Annotated in this window: 25 protein-coding genes and 1 pseudogene; 5 read left to right on the top strand and 21 right to left on the bottom strand. The window is 67.6% G+C overall.

Going from position 1 to position 23897, the window contains the following annotated elements; all coding sequences use genetic code 11:
* Window positions 1-20: 20 nt before the first annotated feature.
* The 11 genes and pseudogenes from CSW63_RS01150 to CSW63_RS01100 form a co-directional block, all read right to left on the bottom strand.
* Window positions 21-1541, bottom strand: a complete 1521-nt coding sequence (locus tag CSW63_RS01150; RefSeq protein ID WP_099504361.1) for an aldehyde dehydrogenase family protein — start codon at window positions 1539-1541, stop codon at window positions 21-23.
* Between the two features lie 154 nt (window positions 1542-1695).
* Window positions 1696-2055 (bottom strand): hypothetical protein, encoded by a 360-nt coding sequence (locus tag CSW63_RS23270; RefSeq protein WP_062100022.1) that lies wholly within the window; start codon window positions 2053-2055, stop codon window positions 1696-1698.
* A gap of 118 nt (window positions 2056-2173) precedes the next feature.
* A complete protein-coding gene (locus CSW63_RS01140; protein WP_062100023.1) occupies window positions 2174-2620 on the bottom strand; it encodes a four-helix bundle copper-binding protein in 447 nt (148 codons plus the stop codon).
* A 30-nt stretch (window positions 2621-2650) separates the two neighbouring features.
* Window positions 2651-3052 (bottom strand): DUF1622 domain-containing protein, encoded by a 402-nt coding sequence (locus CSW63_RS01135; RefSeq protein WP_062100024.1) that lies wholly within the window; start codon window positions 3050-3052, stop codon window positions 2651-2653.
* On the bottom strand, window positions 3039-3755 hold the full coding sequence (locus CSW63_RS01130; RefSeq protein ID WP_062100025.1) for a hypothetical protein: 717 nt from the start codon (window positions 3753-3755) through the stop codon (window positions 3039-3041). Before CSW63_RS01130 ends, CSW63_RS01135 begins: the two co-directional genes overlap by 14 nt.
* Window positions 3752-4474: a hypothetical protein gene (locus CSW63_RS01125; protein ID WP_062100026.1), complete on the bottom strand. Its 723-nt coding sequence runs from the start codon at window positions 4472-4474 to the stop codon at window positions 3752-3754. The genes CSW63_RS01130 and CSW63_RS01125 overlap by 4 nt, the downstream gene beginning before the upstream one ends.
* Entirely contained in the window at window positions 4474-6372 is a 1899-nt protein-coding gene (locus CSW63_RS01120) for a 2Fe-2S iron-sulfur cluster-binding protein (RefSeq protein ID WP_066681832.1), read from the bottom strand. Before CSW63_RS01120 ends, CSW63_RS01125 begins: the two co-directional genes overlap by 1 nt.
* A gap of 17 nt (window positions 6373-6389) precedes the next feature.
* Window positions 6390-6770: a hypothetical protein gene (locus tag CSW63_RS01115; RefSeq protein ID WP_066730188.1), complete on the bottom strand. Its 381-nt coding sequence runs from the start codon at window positions 6768-6770 to the stop codon at window positions 6390-6392.
* A 132-nt stretch (window positions 6771-6902) separates the two neighbouring features.
* Window positions 6903-7352, bottom strand: coding sequence for a heavy metal-responsive transcriptional regulator (locus CSW63_RS01110; RefSeq protein WP_062098120.1), 450 nt, complete (start codon window positions 7350-7352; stop codon window positions 6903-6905).
* Window positions 7353-7468: 116 nt separating this feature from the next.
* Window positions 7469-7822 (bottom strand): hypothetical protein, encoded by a 354-nt coding sequence (locus CSW63_RS01105; protein WP_210408482.1) that lies wholly within the window; start codon window positions 7820-7822, stop codon window positions 7469-7471.
* A gap of 184 nt (window positions 7823-8006) precedes the next feature.
* Window positions 8007-9397: pseudogene (locus CSW63_RS01100) on the bottom strand (DUF4396 domain-containing protein); the annotation flags it as partial.
* A gap of 193 nt (window positions 9398-9590) precedes the next feature.
* Between CSW63_RS01100 and CSW63_RS01095 the strand changes: the two are divergent.
* The gene (locus CSW63_RS01095) at window positions 9591-10856 is read left to right on the top strand and encodes a type II restriction endonuclease (RefSeq protein ID WP_099504359.1); all 1266 of its coding nucleotides are present in this window, start codon (window positions 9591-9593) and stop codon (window positions 10854-10856) included.
* Here the strand turns inward: CSW63_RS01095 and CSW63_RS01090 are convergent.
* From CSW63_RS01090 to CSW63_RS01075, 4 genes are all read right to left on the bottom strand, one after another.
* Window positions 10853-11431 (bottom strand): RNA polymerase sigma factor, encoded by a 579-nt coding sequence (locus CSW63_RS01090; protein WP_099504357.1) that lies wholly within the window; start codon window positions 11429-11431, stop codon window positions 10853-10855. The genes CSW63_RS01095 and CSW63_RS01090 overlap by 4 nt on opposite strands.
* The gene (locus CSW63_RS01085) at window positions 11428-11868 is read right to left on the bottom strand and encodes a Spy/CpxP family protein refolding chaperone (RefSeq protein WP_099504355.1); all 441 of its coding nucleotides are present in this window, start codon (window positions 11866-11868) and stop codon (window positions 11428-11430) included. Before CSW63_RS01085 ends, CSW63_RS01090 begins: the two co-directional genes overlap by 4 nt.
* Entirely contained in the window at window positions 11865-12158 is a 294-nt protein-coding gene (locus CSW63_RS01080) for a hypothetical protein (RefSeq protein WP_099504353.1), read from the bottom strand. Before CSW63_RS01080 ends, CSW63_RS01085 begins: the two co-directional genes overlap by 4 nt.
* Before the next feature lie 133 nt (window positions 12159-12291).
* Entirely contained in the window at window positions 12292-12684 is a 393-nt protein-coding gene (locus CSW63_RS01075; protein WP_099504351.1) for a DUF305 domain-containing protein, read from the bottom strand.
* Window positions 12685-13006: 322 nt separating this feature from the next.
* Here CSW63_RS01075 and CSW63_RS01070 point away from each other — a divergent pair, with 322 nt between their 5' ends.
* The 3 genes from CSW63_RS01070 to CSW63_RS23265 are packed head-to-tail and all read left to right on the top strand — an operon-like array spanning window position 13007 to window position 16343.
* Window positions 13007-15496 (top strand): heavy metal translocating P-type ATPase, encoded by a 2490-nt coding sequence (locus CSW63_RS01070; protein WP_099504349.1) that lies wholly within the window; start codon window positions 13007-13009, stop codon window positions 15494-15496.
* Window positions 15493-15924, top strand: coding sequence for a Cu(I)-responsive transcriptional regulator (gene cueR / locus CSW63_RS01065; RefSeq protein ID WP_099504347.1), 432 nt, complete (start codon window positions 15493-15495; stop codon window positions 15922-15924). The genes CSW63_RS01070 and cueR overlap by 4 nt, the downstream gene beginning before the upstream one ends.
* The gene (locus tag CSW63_RS23265) at window positions 15921-16343 is read left to right on the top strand and encodes a hypothetical protein (protein WP_099504345.1); all 423 of its coding nucleotides are present in this window, start codon (window positions 15921-15923) and stop codon (window positions 16341-16343) included. The genes cueR and CSW63_RS23265 overlap by 4 nt, the downstream gene beginning before the upstream one ends.
* 23 nt (window positions 16344-16366) lie before the next feature.
* Here CSW63_RS23265 and CSW63_RS01055 read toward each other — a convergent pair whose 3' ends face one another.
* Window positions 16367-16723 carry a copper-binding protein gene (locus tag CSW63_RS01055; RefSeq protein WP_099504343.1) on the bottom strand — a complete coding sequence of 119 codons (357 nt, stop codon included), beginning with the start codon at window positions 16721-16723 and terminating at the stop codon, window positions 16367-16369.
* A 170-nt stretch (window positions 16724-16893) separates the two neighbouring features.
* Between CSW63_RS01055 and CSW63_RS01050 the strand changes: the two genes are divergently transcribed.
* Window positions 16894-17091 (top strand): heavy-metal-associated domain-containing protein, encoded by a 198-nt coding sequence (locus tag CSW63_RS01050; RefSeq protein ID WP_099504341.1) that lies wholly within the window; start codon window positions 16894-16896, stop codon window positions 17089-17091.
* Between the two features lie 42 nt (window positions 17092-17133).
* On the opposite strand, the gene CSW63_RS01045 is transcribed toward CSW63_RS01050, so the two are convergent.
* The 5 genes from CSW63_RS01045 to CSW63_RS01025 form a co-directional block, all read right to left on the bottom strand.
* Window positions 17134-20265: an efflux RND transporter permease subunit gene (locus tag CSW63_RS01045; protein ID WP_099504338.1), complete on the bottom strand. Its 3132-nt coding sequence runs from the start codon at window positions 20263-20265 to the stop codon at window positions 17134-17136.
* Complete coding sequence (locus CSW63_RS01040; RefSeq protein WP_099504336.1) at window positions 20262-21788, bottom strand: efflux RND transporter periplasmic adaptor subunit; 1527 nt, start codon at window positions 21786-21788, stop codon at window positions 20262-20264. The genes CSW63_RS01045 and CSW63_RS01040 overlap by 4 nt, the downstream gene beginning before the upstream one ends.
* Window positions 21785-23005: a TolC family protein gene (locus CSW63_RS01035; protein WP_099504334.1), complete on the bottom strand. Its 1221-nt coding sequence runs from the start codon at window positions 23003-23005 to the stop codon at window positions 21785-21787. The genes CSW63_RS01040 and CSW63_RS01035 overlap by 4 nt, the downstream gene beginning before the upstream one ends.
* Window positions 23006-23146: 141 nt before the next feature.
* Window positions 23147-23383, bottom strand: coding sequence for a hypothetical protein (locus CSW63_RS01030; protein WP_099504444.1), 237 nt, complete (start codon window positions 23381-23383; stop codon window positions 23147-23149).
* Between the two features lie 123 nt (window positions 23384-23506).
* A complete protein-coding gene (locus tag CSW63_RS01025; protein ID WP_099504332.1) occupies window positions 23507-23875 on the bottom strand; it encodes a hypothetical protein in 369 nt (122 codons plus the stop codon).
* Window positions 23876-23897 lie beyond the last annotated feature (22 nt).

The raw sequence follows: 23897 nt of genomic DNA, 5'->3' as shown, positions 1-23897 counted from the left end.
TGTTGCTCCTTTGCGAGGGATCAAAACAGACCGAGGCCATGCTCGTCGTAGGAGACGAGCAGGTTCTTGGTCTGCTGGTAGTGATCGAGCATCGCCTTGTGGGTCTCGCGCCCGAACCCCGAGGCCTTGTAGCCGCCGAAGGCGGCGTGGGCCGGATACTGGTGGTAGCAGTTGGTCCAGACCCGTCCGGCCTCGATCGCGAGGCCTAGACGGTAGGCGGTGTTGCCGCTGCGGCTCCAAACGCCTGCGCCGAGGCCATAGGGCGTGTCGTTGGCGATCGCGATCGCCTCGTCGAGGGTCTTGAAGGTCGTCACCGACAGCACCGGGCCGAAGATCTCCTCCTGGAAGATCCGCATGCTGTTGTCGCCGACGAAGACGGTCGGCTGCACGAAATAGCCCCCGTCGAGTTCGCCTCCGGGCAGCGCCCGCGCGCCGCCGATCAGGCATTGCGCGCCCTCGTTCTTGCCGATCTCGATATAGCCGAGGATCTTGCGCAGCTGGTCTTCGGACGCCTGGGCGCCCAGCTGGGTCGCGGGGTCGAGCGGGTCGCCCTGACGGATCGCCGCCACGCGGGCCACGGCCCGCTCCATGAACCGGTCGAAGATCGATTCATGGATCAGGGCGCGCGAGGGACAGGTGCAGACCTCGCCCTTGTTGAAGGCGAAGAGCGTGAACCCTTCCAGCGCCTTGTCGAAGAAGGCGTCCTCCTCATCAAGGACGTCGGCCATGAAGATGTTGGGCGACTTGCCCCCGAGCTCCATCGTCTGCGGGATCAGGTGATCGGCCGCGGCGTGCATGATCGCCTTGCCCGTGACCGTCTCGCCGGTGAACGAGACCTTGGCGATCCGCGGGTTGGCGGCGATCGCCTGGCCGACGGTTCGGCCGGGCCCGGTCACGACGTTGAGCACGCCCGGCGGCAGGATGTCGGCGGTGAGTTCGGCGAGCATCATCAGCGTCAGGGGCGTCTGGGACGCTGGCTTGATGACCGTGCAGTTGCCGGCGGCCAGCGCGGGCGCGATCTTCCAGGCCGCCATCAGCAGGGGGAAGTTCCAGGGAATGATCTGGCCGACCACGCCAAGCGGCTCGCGGAAATGGTAGGCGATGGTGTCGGCGTCGATCGTCGAGATCGCGCCTTCCTCGGCCCGGATGCATCCAGCGAAATAGCGGAAGTGATCGACCGCGAGCGGCACGTCGGCGCCGCGCGTCTCGCGGATCGGCTTGCCGTTGTCGAGCGTCTCGGCGAGCGCCAGCAGGTCGAGGTTCTGCTCCAGGCGATCGGCGACCCGGCTCAGCAGCCGGGACCGCTCGGCCGGCGACAACCGCGCCCAGCCGGCCTTGGCGCGATGGGCGGCGTCGAGCGCCAGTTCCACGTCGGCCGGACCCGACAGGGCGAACTCGGCGATCCGGTCGCCATTGATCGGGCTGTGGTCGGCGAAGTACTCGCCCGTGGTCGGGGCCGACCAGGCGCCGCCGATGAAGTTGTCGTAGCGCGCCTTGAACAAGGGCGCGGCGCGCATCGTCTCGATGGCCTTGTGGAACATCGCTTGGCTCCCTGCTGGTGACGACGAGCCTAGTGGCGGGCGCGGCCGAGGATATCCGTAGATGTCACATCGCCTGGCGGCGCCCGGACGTGAAAGAACCTGCCGGGCGTGCTCGCCCGGCAGGTTCTTCGGCGCGTCGCGGCTTGAGCGGGCGTTACATGTCCTTCATGGGCATGGCGGGATCCTTGGCGTCCTTGGGAGCCATGGGTTTGCCTTTCGGGGCCATCGGCTTGTCCATGCAGCAGCCCTTCATGGGCTTCTTGGCGGCGGGATCCTTGGGCGGCGTGGCCGGCATGTTCGCCATCCCCTGTTGATGGTCCTTCATCATCTGGTCGTGCATCTGCTGGCCGCCATGGTCCATGCCCTGCATGTGGGCGTGGTCCGGCGGGGTCTGGGCGGAGGCGGCCGGCGCGGGCTGGGTCTGGGCCTTGGGCGCGGGGCCGTCGGCGAATGCGGCGGTCCCCATGGCCAGAAGGCCGACAGCGCCGGCCACGACTGCGATCTTGCGCATCATTTCTGATCTCCAACTTATGACGTTCGCGTCCGATGGCGTCGTCTGCATCTCGAACGGCGTGACGCTTGCAATGCCCGCAATTGGCGGCCGCGCGTATACGTAAGGTCCGAAGGCGCGGTCAGCGCGACATCTGTCGGCAGCCCGCGGCGCACACCCTGCACGTCTCGGCGCACTGGGCCATCGGGGCGTCGGCGCGGGGTTTCGAACAGGCCGCCGCGCACAGGTCGCAGGCTTCGGCGCAGGCGCGGCAGAGCACCGGGTGCAGGGCCGAGCCGCGGAGCATGGAGTTGGCGGTCGCCTGGCACAGCTCGGCGCAGTCGGTGAGCATGGCGATCAGGTCGGGGGCGGCGAGCGCGCCGCCTTGACCGAGGGCGTAGGCGGCGGTCTCAAGGCACCGGCGATGGGAAGCCAGGCAGTGATCGATGCAGTCGCTCATCGACATCGCCATGCCGGGCATGGCGTCCATGCCCTTCATGTCGTGGGCCTGGGCGGCCGCCGCGGCGGGCTGGGCGGCGCCGGCCGCCAACAGGGCGGCTCCCGTGAGCAGGTCTCGTCGTTGCAGCATGTCAATCTCCCGGCGGGTGGGCGGGTCTGGTCAGACCCGCGGTGAGGAAGGTTCGCGGCCCGTGGCCCTGGCCATGCGCGTGTCCTCCCAGGGCCAGTGGCCGTTGATCTCGACGCCGAGCGAGATGCTAAGGAAGGTGCGCACGAAGACCAGACCGGCCAGGACGATGAGATCGTCCAAGGTCGGGTTGATGACGAGCGACTTGACGATGTCGCCGGCGACCAGGAATTCGAGGCCAAGAAGGATGCTTCGGCCGAGGGCGGACCGGAACGCGCCATAGGCCTTGGCCCGGTCGCCCGATCGGGCCCGCAGGGCGAACAGGATCGTCGCCAGCGCCGCGCCGCTGAGGATGGTCAGCGTGCCCGCCAGCTCGAGGATGATCACCGCGAGCCTGAAGAAGGCGCTGAGCCAGCCGGACTCAATGGTGATCATACCAGCCTCGGCGGCGGATGTTGTTGAAGCTGTCGGTGGTGTGACAGGCGTAGCATTGTTCGACGCGCGCCTTGGAGCCGGCGGCGCGCTGGGAGACCATGCTGAAGTGCTCCATGAAATGACTGGGCGGCGCGGTGTGGCACTCCGAGCATTGCGTCGAGCTGACCGACGGATGCCGGAAGTTGGGAACCTTCCAACTGCTGGTCGCGTGGCAGCTGGCGCAGTCCTGGCCGAAGAGTCCCAGATGCGGATCGCGGACGGAATGGCAGCTTGCGCAATTGAGCGCGGCTTCGGGCGGCAAGGCGTGCGGATTGGGTGGCGAAACAGCCGGCCCTCGCCACACCGCCGGATCGAGCAACGCCTGATGGTCCATCTTCACGATGGCGCGCGCGCCTTCGTGCTCGACGTGGCAAGCCGTGCACTCCTTGGCCTGGGCATGGAACTGGGTCGACTGTTTGTTTCCGAAATCGGTGCTCGCGTGGCAGGCGACGCAGGTCTTGCTCTCCACGCCCTTGAGAGGCGTGTGGCAACTGGCGCACTGCGCGCCGAAGGCTTGGTGGGCCGGCGACAGGGGGCCTGGCGCGACAAGCTGAGCCACCGGTCCGGCGCCGGGCGGCGCGCTTGTCTGCATCATCGCCGCGACGCCCAGCAGCGCCAGGCCGGCGGCGACAAAGATCCAGTAGAGGAGGCGGTCCCGCATCATAGCCAGCGCAGCCCGAAATAGATGGCCGCGGCGATGTGCAAAAGCAGCACCAGGTAGACCAGCGCCCCCAGGACAGCGTGCAGCCACCGCCAACGCGACAACAGCCGGTTGGTCGCACCCTCCGCGCGGATGGCGAACTCGGTGTCGGCCAAGGCCGCGGCCAGGGCCTCGGCCCCATCGGGCGGCGGCGCCGGCGGTTCGCCGGCGACGAAGAACAGCCGCTTCCAGCGGGAAAGCGCAACGGCCGCCGCCGTCGGCGCCGGGGGCGCCGGCAGGTGGAGATACGCCGCTTGCAGGGACGCCAGCTCGGAGCGGCGGCCGCGCAGGGCCCGCGCCGTCTGCGCCAGCAGGTAGCGGCCGACGAAGCCGCTGAGGACCGTCAGCAGCACAAGGCCGGTCAGCGTTAGGCCGACGGGGCTGCCGAACTTGTGGGCGGCATGAACCAACCCCAGGATCGGAGCCAGCACGCCCGCATACACATGCAGGGCCAGCAGCGTCGGCTTGCTGACGAACCGGCCTGTCCACCGTTCCGCCGCCTTGACGTGCTTGACCACCACATAGGGCAGGGTCAGCAGCATGAGGACGGCGGCGACGACGCCGATGACGCCGCCGACCAGGCTGCCGGGAAAGCGCGGCGCGACGTGCAGGACGTAGCCCAGCGGAAAGAGCAGCAGGAAGGCCACAAGCAGGCCGACGGCCATGTCGCCGCGCTCGCGCATCAGGCCTCCACCACGAGCGGCTGGCCCGTGCTCTTGGCCTGGCAGGCCAGGATGTAGCCCTTGGCCTTGTCGGCGGGATCCAGGCCGGTCTCCACCGCCATGGTGACCTCGCCCGAAATCAGCCGGGTGACGCAGACGCCGCATTCACCCGAGCGGCAGGCATAGGGGATTTCCACCCCCGCGCCCTCCGCGGCTTCCAGGACGGTCTGGCCGGCGGGGAGCGGGGCCGACACGCCCGCCACGGAAAAGGTGATGGTGGCCGCGGCGACCGCCGGCGTGGGGGGCGCGACGACGCTCGGGGATGACGGCGCGGGGGGCGGCGCCTTGACCTCGAGCTCGGCCGCGTCGGCGGGCAGCGACGCGGGCCCGAAGGCTTCGGTGTGAAGTTGAGCGTCCGGGACGCCCAGAGCGGCCAGCTCCCGGCGCATCGCGGCCATCATGCCCGGCGGCCCGCACATGTGAATGCGGCGGCGGGCGATGTCTGGGACCGCGTCGAGCAGCATCTGGCGGGTGAGCGGGCCTTGCGGCCCCAGCCAGACCGTGCCGGCCGAGCGTCGCATGGCCGCCATCACGTGCAGATTGGAGAACCGCCGCTCGAGCCGCTCGAGCTCCTCGCGGAAGACGAATTCGTCGGTCGAACGGGCGCCGTACAGGAAGAAGATCTCGCCCGACCAAGCCGTGTCGGTCAGGTAGCGCAGGACCGACATCATGGGGGTGATGCCGACCCCGCCGGCGATCAGCACGATGCTGTCGGCGTCGGTTCCGGTGAAGGTGAACGCGCCGAAGGGGCCCGTCGTCTTCAGCAGGTCGCCGACGGCGACCTTGTCGTGCAGAAAGCACGACACGACGCCCTGCTCCTCGCGCTTGACCGTTAGCTCGACATAGGCGCGCTGCGTCGGCGAGGAGGCGATGGTGTAGGATCGCCGCGAGGGCTTGCCATCCACCGGCTCCACCTCGACCTGGAGAAACTGGCCGGGCAGAAAATCGAAGGGCAGCCGATCGGCGGCCGGGTCGGCCAGCCGGAAGGTCTGAATCGTCGGCGTCTCCCGCACGATCTGGACCACCCGCAACGGGCCAGACCAGCTCCTGGGCTTGCGCAGCGACGCCCCGGCGGGCGGCGCGGCGTTGCTCGGCGTGAGCGTTTCAGCGCCCGGCTCAACGGCCGCCGCCTGGCGTGGCGAGGCCGTCGCGGTCGCCGGGGCGGGCGCGGGGGCCGTCGACCCGCCGGCGTCGACGATCTTGCGGACCCGCCGCAGGCGCGCGACCTGCAGGCCCAGCAGCATCGCGCTGACCATCGCCAGGACGAACATCAGCATGAAATGGGGCGGCGAGACGCCGAGCCACCGGATCGGCGCCGCGTGCGGCGGCGCGCCCAGGCTCATCTGATCCCGAAACCAGGTGATCGCCGCCGGCTGCGGGGACGCGCCGCGGTCGAGGGCGGCGAGCGCGGCCGATCCGCTCGCGAAGAGGTCGCTTGCTTCACGCAGGCGCCGCGCCGCGCTCGCCCGGGCGGCCGGATCTTCGGACCGCGCGGCGGCGGAGGCCTCGGCGGCCATGGCCAGTCCGCGCTCCACGCGCGCTTGGGCCTCGCCCATCAACCGGTTGCGCCCCTCGGCGCTGAGCGACGGGGCGGCGAGCAGTTGTGAGACGAAGGGCGTGCGCCGGGCGCCATGCTCGCCTTCGCCCTCCATCATCTCGTCCATCATTCCGCTCATGCCGGCTGCCGCGGGGCTCGGCGCGGCGCCCATGACGCCGGCGTCCGCCATCGCGCCGCCTTGCGCGCCCGGATGGTGGGCCGCGTGCTCGTCGCCTTCCTGGGCGATGGCCGCCGTCGAAAGCAGAAGGCAGGCGGCGGCCAGACCCAAGCTCCATCCCTGTCGGCTGGTCGTGCCGCGCATCGGGCTTGCCCTCGTCTTCACATGTCCTTCATCGGAGCCGATGGGCTCATCGGCGCGGCGTCGGGTTGGGGCGTCGTCCCCGTGGCCGCGCCGCCCTGGCGCATGGCGTGGTGATCCATCTCCTGACGATGATGGCGCTCCATCGTCGCCGCGTCGTGATCGGCGTCATGTTGCCCGGCGGCGTTGTTCGAAGGCGCCGTCGAGCCGCCGACGCCGGGATCCGGATCGGCGGCGCTGGGGACCGGGGCCGCGGCGGGCGACGGGGCCGGGGCCTGGACCGAGGCCGCGGGCGGCGGGGGCTCAGCGCCCTTGTCGCCGCAGGCGGTGAGGGCGAGCGCCGCGGCGCCGATCACAAGCGCCTGGATGGGCGCGCGAAGTGTGTGGCGGATGTCGATCATGGCAAGTTCCTCCCTGGAGATCATGGGCTCGACACCGATGGCCTTCGCCGCGGACGGGCGCGCCAGGGGCGAGCGGTGGAGCCGGCGAGGTCGCCGGCCAAGGATTGACGTGTCGCCGCGCGCCCGGGCGGGTCAGAGCGCCTCCCGCGGTGCGTCGCCGCGGGCGTCCGACCGCCGGACCCGTCTTTCGGCGAGGAAGGCCAGGATCGGACAGTCCGAGGCCGCCACGTCCATCGGGCAATCGTCGGCCAGCGCGCTGAGCACGTCACGGATATCCGACAGCCGCTGAATGCGGCGTTCGGCGTCGCGGATCTTCTCGCGGGTGATCTCCAGCACCGCCGACGCCTTGGCGGTGTCGGAGGCTTGAAGCGCGAGCAGGTCGGCGGTTTCGGCGAGCGTGAAGCCGAGCTCCTGCGCGGCCCGGATGAAATGGAGCCGCAGGAGGTCGGCGTCCTCATAGACACGGTAGCCGGCGCCGGTCCTGCCCGGATCGCGCAGCAGGCCGGTGCGCTCGTAGTACCGGATCGTATCGCGCCGCACGCCGGCGGCTGCGGCGAACGCGCCGATCTTGAAGGTCGTCATGATACTCGTCGCCTCGCTCGTTGGACGAAAGCCCAAGGTCAGCGGAGGGGCGCGCCCGCCGGTCGCTCCGGCGAGACGGCGTGGGCCATCCCGCCGCTGGCGAACCGATCGCCCGCTCAGTTCTTGCGCAGCTCGACGATGTCGTGCTTGGCCGGCGTACCGTCGGCGACCGTGACATGGGCGAAGTGGTCGTCGAAGACGTGGTCGATCTTCACGTGCCCGACGAGGTCGCGCCGATAGGACGGCGGGGCCTTGTTGGGCCCCGGCAGCTGCTTGACGCGGTAGACTTCCAGGGTCTGGCCGACCTCGGCGCCGTCCGCCTTGCCGATGCAGATCACGGTGCCGTTGCTGTCGTTCGCGACGATCGAGCCCTTCATGAAGAAGGTGTGGCCGATCCCTTGCGCCAGAACCGGCGTCGCACTGAGCATCGCGACGCCGGCCAAGGCGGCGATGACGGACTTTTTGATCATCTTCGACTCCTTAGATGTGTAGGTTTGGCCGCCGCTTGATGATCGACGGGAAGAAGCTGTTCTTCGAGTCTAGGACTAGGGTCCTACGTCCCAGGTCGGAATACGTAGATTCCGAAGCGTAGACCTCGCCCCACTCCTAGCTGGTTGATGACCCCGCAGCGAGAAGCTGGACTGGTGTCAGCTTAGGCATGGCCGGATAGGTCAGGCCTTCGCGCTTCAGCCACTCCTGCAACTGCAGCGTAGACTCGTGGTCTGCCCTTAGGCTGGGGTCGGGTGTTTGCGGGTCGATGATCAGAGCGCCGTAGAGACCCTGCCCCTGCTGGCGGTCGACATGGTCGTGAGAGTGATAGAGGTAGGTGCCGCTCTGCACCGCCGTAAAGGCGTAGCGATAGACTTGGCCGTTTTTGATGGGGGCCTGGGTGATCATCGCCGAGCCGTCCATCACATTGGGCAGGATCAAGCCGTGCCAATGAACAGTGGTGGTCTCGGGCAGCCGATTGATCACGTCGATGCGAACCTTGTCTCCCTGATTGAAGCGGATCGTCGGGCCGGGAACCTGGCCGTTGTAGCCATAGGCGTCGACGGTGACGCCAGGCAGGATGGTCCAGCCGAATACAGAGGTCTCCATTTGGAAGACCTTGACGCCGTTCTCCATGCGAAAGGGCAGGGGACGCGCACCTCGCACCTCAACGCCGTAGGTCACTTTGACCTGTCGTGGATCTACCGCAGCCATATCGATCATGGCTTCGGCCGGAGTGTCGCGACCCATAATCATGCCGGGCGGCGTGAGCGTCGTGCGCCTGCGCGGCATGGTCTTGGTCGACGGACATCTGGTGACCGGCGTGCCCACCGTGCGCCGTCTGCGCCTTGGCGGCCCCCTTGTTCGTCAGATCAAACTTCGTGCCTGAGGGGCGCTGGGTCATCAAGCCGTGTTTGAGCGACTTGGAGACCAGCCAGACATTGGACGGGAAAGCCAGGGCGAAGCCGGCGATCACGCCCACACTCATCACGCCCCAGAAGATCAGTTCGGTGGGGACCATGGCGCGCATGTCACGCCCTATCATCAGGAAGCTCATCACCGGCGCCATGCCCGCCATCATGAAGTTCATGCTGATCAGTTCGGGCACGAAGCTGCGGCGGACGTTCTCCCAATAGGTCCCGCCCATCATCGACTTCATGAACAGGGCCTGGAAGATAAAGAGGCCGAAGGCGAAGCCGAAAATGTATTCGACGATCAGGTCCAGCCACATCGGCAGGCTCAGGGCAGCGGTGATGACCGCCGCCAGGATGATTCCGGTCGCATCGCCCGCGATGCAGTGGATGGTGGAGCCGACACCTTGCTTCCAGAGCGGCTTGACGAAATCCTCGTGCTCGCCGGGCCTAGGCTCCTTGTCGGCCAAGACATACAGCAGGAACCCGATCGGACCGGTGTAGAGCGTCACCAGGATGAAGCCCCACTTCATCACCCCCGGTTCGGGATTGTTTCGATACCGATCGATCCGCGACATAGGCCGTGCACAGCGCGGCAACCACGAACCAGCCCACAAGGAAGTAGTCGATCGGTTGGATCAGCATCAACGCGCCCTGCCGTAATAAAGATTCCAATGATGGGAAGGGTGATGCTAGGATAAATTCATCGTTCCTTGCTCTCGACCAGACAACGGCGAATGAGTGGGCAAGGTCGCCAGCGTCTTGACTTGGAAAGCAAGGCAGGGCCGCCTATTGACCAAGGGTGTAGTCGGGGGAATCTGGATTGTCTGACGATTTGATGCGCGACCTCCTGCGGCGTTGGCGCGAAGACCCCCGAGGCGCCTATCGAACCTGGTTTCTCTGGGAGGATCGGATCAAGAACTTCCGCTCCATCCGGCGTGGCGTGCAGCAAGTCGCCGAAGAGATCGCCGATGGCCGGTTCGGCGTGGCCTATCGGGGCTCCTCCCTTGAAACCGTGGTCCATTCGATCGCCGAGCAACGCCAAGTCTTCAAAGGCGCGGATCATGCCTTCCTCTGGAAGCCCAAGCTTCGCATCCCCGATATCTACGAGCATCCCAGCAACCAGCGGGCCTTCGGGCGCCTGCTGGACGCCTGCGTCTGCTGCGACACCGCCGAGCATGTGCTGGCCGAGATTCACCGCATCGACGCCCTGCAAATAAAAGGGCTGGGACCTGCGGTCGCCAACATCCTCTACTTCCTGCACCCGACGATCGCCCCGCCGTTCAACACCGCGATCGTGCGCGGCTACAACGCTCTGTTCGGCGCGAACGTGAAGCTGGGACGTTGGGAGCAGTATCTGGCCATGCGGCAGGGCCTGATGGCCTTCAACGCCAAGCATCGCGATCTGTTGTCCAACGATCTGGGCGCGGTCGCGGCCTTCTGCTTCGATATCGGCATGGGTCTCTACGCGCCACCGCCACGCCAAGACGATGAGGCCGCCCTTGCGTCCTGGCGCCAGGACCTTGCCAAGGTCCGGCAGGCGGCCGTGCTCAAGCCTACCTCAGAGCAGGACGAGCGCACCCACACCCAAGTCCAAGGTTGGCTGCGCGATCTGGGCCTGGCGCTGGGATACAAGGTGTTCATCGCTCAGAACGACCAGGGACGTCTCTATGAGGACGGAAAGCTGGGCGAAGGATGTATGGCGCGCTTGGGCCCCAAGCTCGAATCCGCTGCTGGCGCGGACGCCGTGCGATTGATCGACGTGCTGTGGTTGTCCGACCCCGACAGCATCATCGCCGCTTTCGAGGTCGAGCATAGCACTTCGATCTATTCGGGTATCGTGCGCATGCTCGACTTGGCGCTCGGCGGCGCGGCCGACAGTCTGCACGCCCTCTATCTGGTCGCCCCCGACAAGCGCGAAGCCGACGTCCGAGCGCAGATCGCTCGTCCAGCCTTCAGCCGGATCGGTGATCTTTCGGTCCGCTATCTGCCGTACGGCGAACTGGAAAAGCACCGCGAGGCGATGGGGCGATTTGGCGCGGGCATCCGGGCGTTGGAGACGGTGTCTCACAGGCTCACGTCCGGTGAGGGGCCGTTGGCCTAACGATCGCGGAAGGCTTCAGGGTCTAACGTTGTCGCCAGGGTCTTGCGGGCGCGGTAGATTCGGGTTTCGACGGCTTTGGCTGTGACGCCCAGGATGGCGGCGGCCTCCTCATGGGACAGGCCCTCGAAAGCGGTGAGCACAAGCGGAGCCTTCAAGGCGTCGGGAAGTTTCGCAACCGCCTGCTCCAACAGGCCCATGGTTTGGCGTTGGCGCAACTGGTCGTCGGCCGCGAGGCCTGGATCGACCGCACGGGCCAGCGCATCGTCCGGCGCGACGGAGCCGAAGAAGAAGCGACGCACAGCCATCTTGCGCCCGCGGTCGCGGGCCTTGTTGATGGCGATGGTGCGCAGCCAGGGACCGAAAGCGCGCGCGGGATCGTAGCGGCCCAGCGCCGCCCAGGCCGCAACGAACGCCTCATGCACGGCCTCATACGCTTCGTCGGCATCGCCGGTGTAGCGTCGCAGCAATCGGTAGAGGGCTTCCTTGTGTCGACCAACCAGAAGCGCGAACGCGCGCTCGTCGCCCTTCGCGGCTTGACCCGCGAGCACCTCGTCGGTTGGCGTCGCCGCGGTCACTGCGCCTGTTCGGTAAGGTTCTTGACGACTGTATCGTCGAAACGCGCGGCTTGCTGCGGAGTGAGCACAGCGCGCATGGCGATCACATGCTGAATGCTTTCCTTTTGCAAAGCGCCCATCGCCATGTGGAAGCGATCAATCGCTGCCTGCACCTTGGGCGTATAGCTGTGCTGTTCCTGGATGGCCTGGGCCAGCTCGGCGTTGGCGGCCCGCATCTCCGCTTCCAGCGCCTTGCGCCTTGCCGCGTACTGACGCTCCAAGCCGTCGATGCGCTGCTCTTGGTCGGGCGTCAGATCGAGTTTCTCGTGAACCATCTGGTGCAGCGGCGTGGCGTGATGCATGCGGCGAACGACATATTGCCCACCGGCCCAAGCGCCTATCGCGGCGGCGAGGGTCGATAGCACCAGCGTAAGGACGATACTGCGGGTGATGCTCACCGGTCGCCCTCTAGCAGGGTCGATGGCGCGAGGTGAGCCGAGACATCGAAGGTGCTCAGTTGCTGTGGCGCCGACACCGTGCTGGCGGCCGCCAGGCCCCCGGCGGTGACGCCGATCGCCAGGGCCAGACCGATCGAGGCGACGCGGACGGGCGCCAAGGCGGCGCCGGTCTTCAGGTCCGCGCTCCGGCGCGCGATACCGCGCGCCACGTCCCATTCCAGACCGTCCAACGAGCGGTCGAGCGGCTGAGCCGCTAACCTGTCGATGAGATCATCGATATTCAAAGTCATGCTCGGTCCTTCGCCCCCGGAGGTGTCCCGCTCACTATACGCGGCAGAACCCCTTTATCCCGCAAGTATGGACCGCGCGAAACCGACGCGCGACGCCAAGGGCGTCGTCGCCGGTCTTCGCCAAGTCGCGACGTTAGCCGCCGTGCTTGCGGACAAAGGCCTCCAGGTCGGCCTTGGCTTTGGTGTTCTCGTCGATCGTCATCTGCGCCATGCGTTTGGCGTCTGCATCGCCGCCGTGCTTGAGCAGCGATTGGCTCATATCGATAGCTCCTTGGTGGTGCGCGATCATCTTCTTAGCCCACAGCAGGTCGAAGTCGGACGCCTTGGCCGCCATCATCGCCTTGCTCATTCGCATCTCGTCCATCTTCAGGGCGTCACGGCCCATTTGCGCGTGGCCCTTCATGCCGCCCTTGGACATGTCCATGCCTTTCATGTCGTGGCCGGCCATGGACTGAGCCGAAGCGCCTGCGACGCCGGCGGCGCTCAGGAGGCTCACCGCGTAAACTGCGATTAGAATCTTGCGCATCTCTATTGCCCTTCAGATTGTTGAGCGGCCTTGCGCGCCTAAATTGGCGCTCGCCGTCAGACTAAAACAGCGTTTGCGCGTATTCGTTGCCTCTACGATATTATAGCTCACCAACGGACGTTCCAATCATTGTAACGATGGAGGCCCGAAGCGCGCACGACTTGTCGTTTGCTGCTCCAACTCTCGATTCATCACCAACAAACCTTCCGATGAGGGGAGGGCTTGGGTCCGCACGTATTTCCTACTGACGCCGACGACAAGGCCTTGACCTTCCTATGATGGGAAGCCTCACAAGCCGGGCATCGACAAGAGGAGAGCGCCGATGCCCGACCAAATTCTCAAGACACTCGACCTGCCCGTGCTTGGGATGACCTGCGCGTCGTGCGTGCGGCGGGTCGAACAGGCGGTCTTGGCGACGCCGGGCGTGCGCGCCGCTACGGTCAATCTCGCAGCGCAACGGCTGCATGTCGAAGGCGGCGACCCTCTCGCGATCGGCGCCGCGATCCGCCAGGCCGGCTATGATCTCACCCCTCAGACGATCGAACTTCGCATCGACGGCATGACCTGCGCGTCCTGCGTCTCGCGCGTCGAAAAGGCCTTGCTTAAGGTCTCGGGCGTCGAGCGCGCCGTCGTCAATTTGGCCACCGAACGCGCCAGCGTCGGCGGTGCGCGCGGAATGCTCGATCCCGACGCGCTGATCGGATCCGTTGCCGAGGCCGGATACGCAGCGAGCCTGGTGCAAGACACCGAAGCTGGCGCTGACGACGAGGAAGCCCAGGCGCGCGAGACTGAGATCGCCGACCTCAAGCGTGCTGTCGTGATCGCCGCCGTTGCCACCGCGCCACTTTTCCTGGTCGAGATGGCCCGGCACTTCATTCCCGGTGCTCACCATCTATTGGCCGCGACGGTTGGTGAACAGGCCTGGCGGCTGATCAGTCTAGGGCTTGCCAGCGTTGTCCTGTTCGGACCCGGGCTGCGCTTCTATCGCAAGGGTGTGCCAAATCTGCTGCGCCTGACACCCGACATGAACAGCCTGGTCGTGCTGGGCGCGAGCGCCGCTTTTGCCTATTCGCTGGTCGCCACCTTCGCGCCGGGCGCGTTGCCGGCCGGCGCGGACGGCGTCTATTACGAGGCTGCGGCCGTCATCGTCACCTTGATCCTGGTCGGACGCTGGTTCGAAGCTCGGGCCAAGGGCGCGACGAGCCAAGCCATCAAGCGATTGATGACCTTGCAAGCCAAGACAGCGCGGGTCGAACGCGGCGGTCAGGCGGTCGAGATCGCGATCGGCGAGGTTGTTCCCGGCGACCTGGTCCTGATCCGTCCCGGCGAGCGGATCCCGGTCGATGGGGTCGTCGAGGAGGGCGTGTCGTTCGTCGACGAGGCGATGATCACCGGCGAGCCGATCCCGGTGGAAAAGACGGTCGGCGCAAGCGTGGTTGGCGGCACGGTCAACACCACCGGCGCCATGCGGTTCAAGGCCACCAAGGTCGGCGGCGATACCCTACTCGCCCAGATCGTACGCATGGTGCAGGCCGCGCAGGGCTCCAAGCTCCCGATCCAGGCCCTCGTCGACAAGATCACGGCTTGGTTTGTGCCCGCCGTCATCGTCGTGGCCGTCGCGACCTTCCTGGCCTGGCTGGTGTTGGGCCCGCCGCCCGCTCTGGACCTGGCGCTGGTCCACGCGGTGGCGGTGCTAATCATCGCCTGTCCGTGCGCCATGGGCCTGGCCACGCCGACCTCGATCATGGTCGGCACCGGCAGGGCCGCCGAACTAGGCGTCCTGTTCCGCCGTGGAGAAGCCCTCCAGGCTCTGCAGGAGGCGAAGGTTGTGGCTCTGGACAAGACTGGCACCCTGACCAAGGGGCGTCCGGAATTGACCGACCTGATCGTCGCGGACGGGTTTGCCCGCGGCGAGGTCCTGAGCCTGGCTGCGGCGGTCGAGGCGCGCTCGGAGCACCCGATCGCTCAGGCCATCGTCAGCGCGGCCAAGGCCGAAGGGGCAGCGCCTGGCCCACTGCGTGACTTTGCTTCGACCCCAGGGTTTGGCGCGCAGGGGATCGTGGCAGGGAGCCGCGTTGAGGTTGGCGCGGATCGCTACATGCTGCGCCTAGCGCTGGACGTCGAGCCTTTCGCCGAGGAAGCCGCCCGTTTGGGCGACGCCGGCAAGAGTCCGCTCTATGTGGCGATCGACGGGCGTCTGGCGGCGGTTCTGGCGGTGGCCGATCCCATTCGCGAGACCACGCCCGCCGCCATCGCCGCCCTGCACGCCCAAGGCCTGAAGGTGGCGATGGTCACCGGCGACAACCGGCGCACCGCCGACGCGGTCGCCAGGATACTGGGGATCGACGAGGTCGTGGCCGAGGTGCTTCCTCAGGGCAAGACCGAGGCGATCGGGGCCTTGCGCTCCCGGTATGGCCCGACGGCCTTCGTCGGCGACGGCGTCAACGACGCGCCGGCCTTGGCCAGCGCCGATGTCGGCCTGGCCATGGGGCAGGGAACCGACATCGCCATCGAGAGCGCCGACGTCGTGCTGATGGGCGGGGATCTGCGCGGCGTCGTCAACGCCCTGGCGCTCAGTCGCGCGACCTTGCGCAACATCCGCCAGAACCTGGCCTGGGCCTTTGGCTACAACGTGATCCTGATCCCCGTGGCGGCGGGGGCGTTGGCGCCGGCCCTTGGCCTGTCGCTTTCGCCGATGGTGGCGGCCGGCGCGATGGCCTTGTCCAGCGTCAGCGTGCTGTTCAACGCCTTGCGTCTGCGCGCCTTCACCTCGCCCCTGCCTGCAGCCAAGCCAAGGACGCCCCCCAAATGAACATCGGACAGGCTGCCAAGGCGTCCGGGGTCTCGGCCAAAATGATCCGCTACTACGAGCAGATCAAACTGATCACGCCGGCCGGCCGCACCGACAGCAACTATCGCAGCTTCAGCGAGCGTGAGGTCAACGAGCTGCGGTTCATTCGTCGCGCCCGTTCGCTCGGGTTTTCGGTCGAGGAGATCGCCCACCTGTTGTCGCTGTGGCGTGACCGTGTCCGCCCAAGCCGCGAGGTCAAGGCGATTGCCGATGGTCATGTGCGGGCGCTGGAGGCCAAAATCGCCGAAATGCGGGCCATGGCTGACACTCTGCGCGACCTCTCGCGCGACTGCGCGGGCGACGAGCGGCCTGACTGTCCGATCCTGGCCGACCTTGGCTCCGGCCAACCGCCCCGGCGCGAGCCGGCCCCGGCGCGGGGCTTCCGTTGAATTGGCGGCTGGCCTTGGTGTTGGGCGCTGGCCTGATCGCGGCTCCGCTCGCCGTAGAGGCCGCCGACTACAGGTTCGAAGTCGCCTCACCGAGCTTAACCCGCGGGATCGCGACGACCGTTCTGGTAAAGGTCAGCCCCGTCGAGCCGGGCCGCATCATGCCCGCGTTCTCGGCGCGAGACGCCACTGTGAGCACGACCGGCTCGGCGGTGTTTCCAGCCTTTTTCGAGCCGTCGCTCGACTATGGATTACTACGCTTTCGGGCCGATTTTCCGACCAGCGGCGACTGGGTCCTGGCCTTCATCCTTCAGCCCGTCGGTGAGCCCGCAAAAGCCGCGAGCGTCAACCTCAAGGTCGTCGACCCCTCGCGCACCTTGCAGCCATCGCAGGTCAACGGACCCGTTCGCCCGCCGCGTTAAAGAGCGGCCGAACGGGTTGAGGGCTACTTTGCCGACATCGCCACGACTTCGGCCGAAGCGCCCATCGGCTTAAGCTTGAAGGTCACGGCTTGGCCGACCTTGAAGGGCTTCAGAAGGGCGGGGGCGGCCTTGAACTTCATGGTCATGGCGGGCCATTTGAGCGCCGGGATCGGTTGGTGCTGCAGGGTGACCGTGCCGCCAGCCGCGTCGATGCCCTTGATCACTCCTTGGCCGTCGGCCGTCTTGGTCGCGGCCGGAGCGTCATGCTTCATGCCCGCCATATCGTCCATCTTCATGTCGCCCATCTTCATGTCGGCTTGAGCCAGGGCAGGTCCCGTGAGCGCCAAGGCCAAGGCGCCGGCGGCGAGAAAGGTCTTCATCGAATTATGTCTCCTGTCGGGGCGGATGGGCCGGGGAGGGCCGACCTACGCCAGGAAGATACGCGTCAACCCAAGGCGATCCCTCAGCCACGATTTCCCATCAGCGGCTCTTGACCTTGCCATGATGGGAAGGCCCATCTGTTGCAGCGAAGTCGAACAAGGAACGCCAGATGCTTCGCTACACCATCGAAAACATGACCTGCGGCCATTGCGTCGCAACTGTCACTAAAGCCGTACAAGGCGTTGACGCCAACGCGATCGTTCGCGCCGACGTAGCCGGCCGAAGTCTCGAAATCGACACCGGCGCGACCTCGGAGATCGTCTCCGCCGCCGTCGCGGCGGCGGGCTACCGTGTGACGCCTGCCTGAGGCGAGAGGGCGGGCGTAGATCGCGCCCGCCCTCCCTCTGACCTAGATGCCGTGACGCGGGCGCCGCCGACGCTCGATCAACAGATAGGTGGCCGGCACCACAAACATCGACAGCAGCGGCGCGCTGAGCATTCCGCCGATCATCGGCGCGGCGATCCGGCTCATCACTTCGGAGCCGGCGCCGTGGCCGATCAGGATCGGGATCAGGCCCGCCAGGATCACCGCCACGGTCATGGCCTTGGGCCTGACCCGCAACAAGGCGCCCTCGCGGATCGCTTGGCTGAGGTCGGCGTCGCTCAGAACACCCTGGCGCTCCGCCAGGGCCTGCTTGAGATAGATCAGCATCACCACCCCGAACTCGGCCGAGACGCCGGCCAGGGCGATGAAGCCGACGCCAGTGGCCACCGACTGATTGAAGCCCAGTAAGTAGAGCGCCCAGAAACCGCCGGTCAGGGCGAAGGGCAGGGCGCCCATGATCAGGGCCGCCTCGTCGAACCGGCGGAAGGTCAGGTAGAGCAGCACGAAGATGATCAGCAGCGTCGCCGGCACGACAATCTTCAGCCGCTCGACCGCCCGCCGCAGATATTCGAACTGCCCCGAATAGCTGATGGTCACCCCGGCGACCGGCTTGATGTCCTTGGCCACCGCCCGCTGCAGATCGGCGACGACGGATGACAGGTCGCGCCCGCGCACATCGACATAGACGAAGGTGGTCGGCCGCCCGTTCTCGCTCTTGAGCATCGGCGGCCCCTCGCTGATCGCCACCTGGGCCACCGTGCTTAGGGTGATCTGCTGCAGCGATGGGGTGAGGATCGGCAGGACCCGCAGGGCTTCGAGATCGCCGCGCACTTCGCGAGGATACCGCACGCTGATCGGATAGCGGGCCAGGCCCTCGACGGTCTCGCCGACCGTCTGGCCGCCGATCGCACCCGAGACGATAGCCTGGACGTCGGCGATGTTGAGGCCGTAGCGGCCAGCGGCGGCTCGGTCGATGCGGACATCGATATAGCGCCCGCCGGTCAGCCGCTCGGCCAGGGCCGAACTGACCCCTGGCACGGTCTTGGCGACTTGGCCGATCTGCTGGGCGACGCGGTCGAGGTCATCAAGGTTCGCGCCCGACACCTTGACCCCGATCGGGCTCTTGATGCCGGTGGCCAGCATGTCGATGCGGTTGCGGATCGGCGGCACCCAGACGTTGGAGAGGCCCGGAACCGCCACCGTGCGGTCCAATTCCTCGACCAGCTTTTCCGGGGTCATGCCGGGGCGCCACTGGTCGCGCGGCTTGAAGCGGATGGTGGTCTCGAACATCTCCAGCGGGGCCGGATCGGTCGCTGACTCCGCGCGGCCGGCCTTACCGAACACGCTGTCGACCTCGGGGACGGTCTTGATCAGCCGATCGGTCTGCTGAAGAAGCGCGCCGGCTTTGGCCGCCGACAAGCCTGGAAGGGCCGATGGCATGTAGAGCAGATCGCCTTCGTTTAGGGTCGGCATGAACTCGCCGCCTAGCCGAGAAAGCGGGATCAGGGTGGTGGTGAAGACCAGGGCGCCGATGACCAGCGTGGTGCGCGGACGCCTGAGCACCCAGTCCAGGGCCGGCGCATAGATCGCGCTCAGCAGCCGGTTGATGGGGTTGGCGGTCTCGGCCGGAATCCGGCCACGGATCAGATAGCCCATCAGCACCGGGATCAACGTAATCGACAGAAGGGCCGCGGCGGCCATGGCGTAGGTCTTGGTGAAGGCCAGGGGCGCGAAGAGCCGACCTTCTTGGCCCTGAAGGGTGAAGACCGGGATGAACGAGAAGGTGATGATCAGCAGGCTCAGGAAAAGGGCCGGTCCGACCTCGACGGCGGCGGCGGCGATCTCGTCCCAGCGTTCCTTGTCGCCGATCGTCTGGCCGGGGTGATCGTGCGTCCAGCGCTCGAGATGCTTGTGCGCGTTCTCGATCATCACGACCGCCGCATCGACCATGGCCCCGATGGCGATGGCGATGCCGCCCAGCGACATGATGTTGGCGTTGACCCCCTGGGCGCGCATGACGATAAAGGCGGCCAGCACGCCCAGCGGCAGGGCGATGATCGCCACCAGGGCCGAGCGCAAATGCCAGAGGAAGAGCGCGCAGACCAGGGCGACGACGATGAACTCCTCGAAGAGCTTGGACTTCAGATTGTCGATGGCGCGGTCGATCAGGCCCGAGCGGTCATAGGTGGTGACGATCTCCACGCCTGCCGGCAGGGTGGTCTTGAGGATCTTCAACTTGTCCTGCACGGCCTTGAGGGTGGCGCGGGCGTCCTCGCCCGAGCGCAACACCACCACCCCGCCGGCGACCTCGCCCTGGCCGTTGAGCTCGGCGATCCCCCGGCGCATCTCCGGTCCAATCTGGATCGTGGCGACCTGGCCCAGGGTGATGGGCACGCCGCCGGCCGCGGTCTTGATGGGCACGGCGGCGAAGTCGGCCAGACTGCTCAGATAGCCGCTGGCCCGGACCATGTATTCGGCTTCGGCCATTTCGACGACCGAGCCGCCGGCTTCCTGGTTGGCGCCGTTCAGCGCCTCGACCACGGCTTGGTGGGTGAAGCCGTAGGCCGCCAACTTCTGCGGGTCGAGCACAACCTGGTACTGGCGCACCATGCCGCCGATGCTGGCCACCTCGGCCACCCCCGGCAGGGTCTTCAGCTCATAGCGCACGAACCAGTCCTGCAAGGACCGAAGCTGGCTCAGGTCATGGCGGCCGGTTCGGTCGACCAGAGCATATTCGAAGATCCAGCCCACACCGGTGGCGTCGGGACCCAGCGCCGGGCGGGCCCCGGCCGGAAGCCGGCTTTGGACTTGGCTCAACGACTCCAGGACCCGCGAGCGGGCCCAATAGGGATCGGTTCCGTCGGCGAACAGCACATAGACGAAGCTGTCGCCGAAGAACGAGTAGCCGCGCACGGTCTTGGCGCCCGGCACCGACAACATGGTGGTCGCCAGGGGGTAGGTGATCTGGTCCTCGACCAGGCGCGGAGCCTGGCCCTGGGCCGGCGTGCGGATCACCACCTGCACGTCGGAGAGATCGGGTAGGGCGTCCAGTGGCGTCTCGCGCAGCGCCACAAGCCCGCCGGCCAGCAGGACCAGGGCCCCGAGCAGCACGAAGAACCGGTTGGCCAGCGACCAGCGGATGACGGCGGCGATCAACGGCTTGCCTCCACGCGGTGCAGGCTGCGCACGGCGGGGCCGTCAGGACGTTGTTCGAAGCCGAAAGCCGCCTGATCGCCCGCCTTCAATCCCCGAGCCAGGCTTGGCGGGTCGAGCTTGAAGGTCATCGTCATGGCCGGCCAGCCGATCGCGGGCACGGGGCCGTGGCTCAGGGTGATCGTGTCGGCGGTGATCTCTTCGACCCGTCCCTTCGCCTGCAAGAGCGGCTTGGCGGCGGTGGGGGCGAGCTTCATCATCGACGCGGCCGCTCCCATGGCCGGAGCGGTGGCCGCTTGGTTCGTCAGCGGCCGGGGTTCCAAGCCGGCGAGGCTGGCTTCGGAATCCAGCAGGAACTGGCCGGAGGCCACGACCTGATCACCGGCGCTGAGGCCGGCGAGGATCTCGGTGCGATCGCCGGCCTGGCGACCGACTCTCACCTCGGCGGGCTGATAGCGGCCTCCGGCCTGGGCCAGCATCACTAGGTCGCGCCGCCCGGTGCGGATCACCGCCTCGGTGGGTACGGCGAGGACAGGCGCGGCCTCGCCCCCGACACTGGCGGTGGCAAACATGCCCGGGCGCAGCCTGCCGCCGCGATTGGCCAGCTCGACCCGGACCTGCAGGGTACGGCTGTCGGCCTGGGTGGCTGGGAGGATGGCGCTGACACGGCCGCTAAAGGTCTCACCAGGAAACGCGGGCAGCTGGGCCGAGACCGACTGGCCGATCCTGATCTGCCCGGCCTGGGTCTCAGGCGCCGACAGGGTCAGCCAAACGGTCGCAAGACCGCTGATCTGCGCCAAGCTCTGGCCCGCGGCCAGGCTCATGCCGGCCCGGACATCGAGGGTCTGGATCACCCCGCCGATCGGCGCGCGAACCGTGGACGTCGTCTGGGCCTTGCCGCCGTGTTCGACCGCGGCGATTAGGGATTGGCTCATGCCAAGCAAAGTCAGGCGCGACCGGGCGGCGGCCGTCAGGCGCGGGTCGCCGATGCGGCGCACGGCCAGATATTCGGTCTGCGCGCTCGCCCAATCAGGATTGAACAGGTCAGCGATCGGCGCGCCAGCCGCAACGATGTCGCCGGGGGCATGGCCATAGACGCGCTGGACGAAGCCGGCGGTGCGGGTTTGGACGATAGCCAGGTCACGCTGGTTGAACTCGATCGATCCTGGAATCGTCAAGCCGGAGGCGAGCGACGTCATCTCTGCGCGGGCCAATCGCATGCCCAGAGTCTGAGCGCCGCGCGGATCGACGGCGACGCCGGGCGCGCTAGTCCCAGCGCCCTCGTCCGCGTAGCGGGGGACCAATTGCATGTCCATGAACGGCGACTTGCCCGGCTTGTCGAAGCGCTGGGCAGGGACCATCGGATCATACCAGTAGAGGATCTTACGGTCAGGCGCTTCGCCTGCGGCCGGGGCGGGCGCCTTGCGCCACTGGCCCAAACCATAGCCCCCGGCCGTGGCCAGAAGGGCGATGGCGGCGACGCCCGCGATCAGGGATCGGGTCGAGAGGGTCGTGACGCGGCTCATGACGCGGTTCCGTAGGTCAGGTTGATCTTGGCGCTGTCGCGCGCGACGAGGGCTTGGCGGTCGAGGATCGAAAGCTTGGTCTCGGCCAGGTCGAGCAAGGCGCCGAGCACATCGCTCAAGCTGGCGCGCCCAGCGGCGTAGCTGGCGGTCTCCAGGTCGGCGCGTTGCTGGGCCAGTGGGGCCAAGGTCTCTTGGGCGCGGGCCAACTGTTCGTGGTGCATCTGGTGGTCGGCGAGGTCGGTCTCCAGCGCGGCGAGCAATTGGCGCTCGCCCGCAGCCTTTTGACTTTCGGCCCCCCGGACCCTGGCGCTCTGGGCCGCGATCAGCGGCTCGCGCCGGGCCTGGCCAAACAGCGGCAAGCCGAAGGTCTCCCCGACCGACACCATGTCGCCATAGGCGCCGTCGCGCTTCTGGTAGGCGAGATCCCAGCTGGTGTCGGAGTGGGCTTCGGCGCGCGCTTGGGCCAACTGGGCGCCGGCGGTTTGGCGCGCCGCGTCCAGGGCGAGAAGACCAGGATGGTCTGGCAGGCCGGCGCGCAGGGCCTCGGCGTTGATGACAAAGTCCGGAGCCGGCCCGATGGGCTGAGGTCCAGGCTCGCCCGTCCAACGGGTCAGTTCGGCGGCGGCGCGGGCCCTATCGGCTAGCAGTTCGCTTCGTCGATCGGCCAGTGCGGCCAGCTTCTGTTGCGCTTCCAGGGCTTGGCCAGGACGGGCGTCTCCGGCCGTGACGGCGGCGGGCGCGGTGTCGCGCAGCGGTGTGATCGCCCGTTCGACCGCGGCCAGGGCGGCCAGCTTCTGGTCGGTGTAGAACAGGTCGATCCAGGCCAGGGCCGCAGCCACTTGCGTCTCGCGCGCCGTCAAGGCCTGGCGGGCGCCGGCGGTCGTGACTTCCGCCCGGGCCGCCTGACGCGCGGCCTCGCGCTTGGCGGCGCTGGGCCGGTCCTGCATCAGGCCGACGCTGACCATGGTCATGCTGTCGCCGCCAAAGGTCCCGGCCGGTGGACCGGAGATCGGGAAATTGTCCAGGCCGACGCGCAGCTTGGGGTCGGGCAACCTGCCTGCCGCCTTGCCCTGGGACTGGGCCGCCTCGAGGTCGGCCGCCGTCGCGGCCAGGGCGGGCGATTGCAGGGCCAGCTCTTTTGCGGCGTTGAAGGTCAGTGGGCCTGCCTGGGCGGCGTTGGCCAGCCCTAGGCCCGCGAGAAGCAGGATAAGGCGCATGAAGGAGTCCTGTCGGATCGTGCGAACGACGTCGGCGAAAAGGCCAGACGGGATGCCTCGGCGGGGCGTTTGCAGCCGCCCGCCGAGGCCGGCCGTCCAGGCGGCGGGAGGGGATCGCCCGCCACCTGGTTCAGCCGATCCCTAGCCTTGGGGCGAGGCGGCGGCGGGCTGGGCCGCGCCGGGCTTGCGGGGCATCATTCCGCAGTCGGCCGGCATGTCGCAGACGCGGACCGCGGTGCGAAAGACATCCTTGGGGTTGGACGGCGGGGCCCCCGTGCGCGGATGGCTGCAAGCGGGGAAGGTGGCGGCGAGGGCGGCCGAGGCGCCGAAGGTCAGGCCGGCGGCCAGGGCGCCCAGGAGGGCGTGACGCAGAGTCATGGGATCGTTCCTTGAGATCGTGATCTGAAAGCCCGCGAAGGGGCAAGCGACCGCGCCGTTCGGCCGCGTGCGAAGACGCACGACGGCGGGCACGGGAGCGTCAGACCGGCGGTTGGCCGGTCGTCAGATCAGCAATCTGGGAGGCGGGTCTTCCTGGCCCGGATCATGGGTCCGGCCGCTGGTGTTCGACCAGTGCGTCTCGATCCGGTAGGCGATCGGCGAATAGTCGATCGCGCCCTCACCCGGCGCGGCGACAGCCAAGGCGCAACTGGTCGCGCAGGCCCGGGCGCAGTCCTTGGCCGACATCGCCTTGCCATGGTCGCAGCAAGGGTCCTGGGCGGTGTCCGAAGCCGTGGCGGCCGCGGGCATGGCCATGCTCATAGCGCCCATGTCCATGCCCGCCATGTCGCAATCGGCCTGGGCGGCGTTGACCGCCAGCGGGCTAAAAGCGAGGGCCAGGGCGGCCAGGAAAGCGAGCGCATGTCTCAGCATGGCGTCACCATAGCGCCGCCGC

It is taken from the genome of Caulobacter sp. FWC26, assembly GCF_002742645.2.
Classification (GTDB): Bacteria; Pseudomonadota; Alphaproteobacteria; order Caulobacterales; family Caulobacteraceae; genus Caulobacter.
Note: the sequence above shows the minus strand (reverse complement) of the source record. Positions and strands in the feature narration are given on the sequence as shown.